General features: G+C 64.9%; 1 protein-coding gene. It reads left to right on the forward strand.

All coding sequences use genetic code 11. The features are described from left to right. Window positions 1-590, forward strand: a 590-nt coding sequence (locus AC6RA4_RS25360) for a strawberry notch family protein (protein WP_500165077.1), incomplete at both ends; no start/stop codon positions are given.

Below are 590 nucleotides of genomic sequence, written 5' to 3' on the forward strand. Positions count from 1 at the left end.
GGTCTCGAAGAGCGACAAGCTCATCGAAGATGCGCGTCGCGACTGGATAGCGCTCGGGGGACGCGAAAGCGATATCGTGCCGCTCTCGAAGTTCCGCCAGGGCAGCGACATCCGCCTGCCCGAGGGCATCCTCTTCGTCACCTACGCCACGCTGCGCTCGGCTGAACGTGAGGGCAAAGCCTCCCGCCTCGATCAGGTCACGTCCTGGCTCAGCGATGGGTTCGACGGGGTCATTGCTTTTGATGAAAGCCATGCCATGGCGAATGCTGCCGGAGAAAAGTCCGACCGCGGCGACAAGAAGGCGTCCCAGCAGGGCCTCGCTGGCCTCGCGCTGCAGAACGCCGCGCCCGATGCACGGGTTCTCTATGTCTCGGCGACCGGTGCCACAGTCGTCGGCAATCTTGCCTATGCTTCGCGCCTCGGTCTCTGGGGCACCGGCGATTTCCCCTTCGTGACGCGGGCCGAGTTCGTCGCCGCGATGGAGGCCGGGGGCATTGCGGCCATGGAGATGATCTCGCGCGACCTGAAGGCGCTTGGGCTCTATCTCGCGCGGTCCCTCTCCTATGCCGGGGTCGAATACGAGATGCTGG

It is taken from the genome of Salipiger sp. (assembly GCF_059781815.1).